The organism is Bacillus sp. LR--39 (assembly GCF_053613335.1).
Genome location: NZ_JBSIOT010000430.1, coordinates 1 through 976, shown reverse-complemented (window position 1 = coordinate 976; position 976 = coordinate 1). Strand labels below are relative to the sequence as shown.

Here is a 976-nt window from a genome sequence, read left to right as displayed (position 1 = left end):
GCCTTACTAATGAAAGCGTGCCAAGAGCTGTACCCTTATTTGTTTTTGCCGCTTCTGATACAAGGACGTTCAGCGGAGCGCCTAACAGAAAACCAAAACCGATCCCAGCCGCCACACTTGCGATCACAAACTCCCATTTTTCCGTCACCCAGAGCGGAAATAAAGCAAACCCCGCACATGAGATGATTCCCGAAAGAATAACGGTTTTTACAGGACCTTTTTTGTCGGTAAGCGCTCCGCCAAGCCAAGCGCCGATTCCGGAAGCCAACGCAAGCGGTGTCATCCAATAGCCTGCTTTTGCGGCAGGGACACCCAAATACTGCTCGACATATGACGGGATAAAAATGACTGCCGCCAAGAGCCCCCCGGATAACAAACCGATGATAAGCGTGCGCTGAAACATATGGTTTCGCAGCAGAGAATACGCCAAAATGGGATCGCCTCCTCGCATTTCAACTCTCTTTTCATACGAGATAAGCGCTGCAAAACAAAGTATGCCAAAAATAATACATCCATAAACCTCCGGATTCCCCAAGCTGTGTAAGAGATTTGCCCCGTCAAGGTTCGTCATGCCGTACATCACGGCTAAAATCGACAGGGATAGAAGGAAGATTCCGGCTGCGTCGAGGCGCTTAGCTTCAGGTGCTTTTGTTTCCGCGATAAAATATGCGCCGAAAACAACCAATAGCACGGCAATCGGCAAATTAATCAAAAATAGCCAATGCCAAGACCCGGTCCAATCAAGCAGAAAGCTTCCGATATTTGGCCCGAGCACAGCGGCCATCCCGTTCATTGCGCCAAGCAGCCCAAGCGCCTGCCCCTGTTTTTCCTTTGGGAGAGTCGCGAGAATGTGAGAGCTGCCGATGATGAAAATCCCGCCGCCTCCAAGCGCCTGAATCAGCCGCGATATCAGAAAGAGCGGGAAGCTTTGGCTCAAAGCAACAAGCAAAGAACCAAGTCCGAACAGGCAAACCTC

1 protein-coding gene is annotated in these 976 nt (G+C 50.5%); it reads right to left on the bottom strand.

Features of this window, described 5'->3' with window-relative positions; translation table 11 throughout:
* The coding region (locus ACWHAR_RS23810) for an MFS transporter (protein WP_452088032.1) at positions 1-976 on the bottom strand (976 nt) is incomplete at both ends.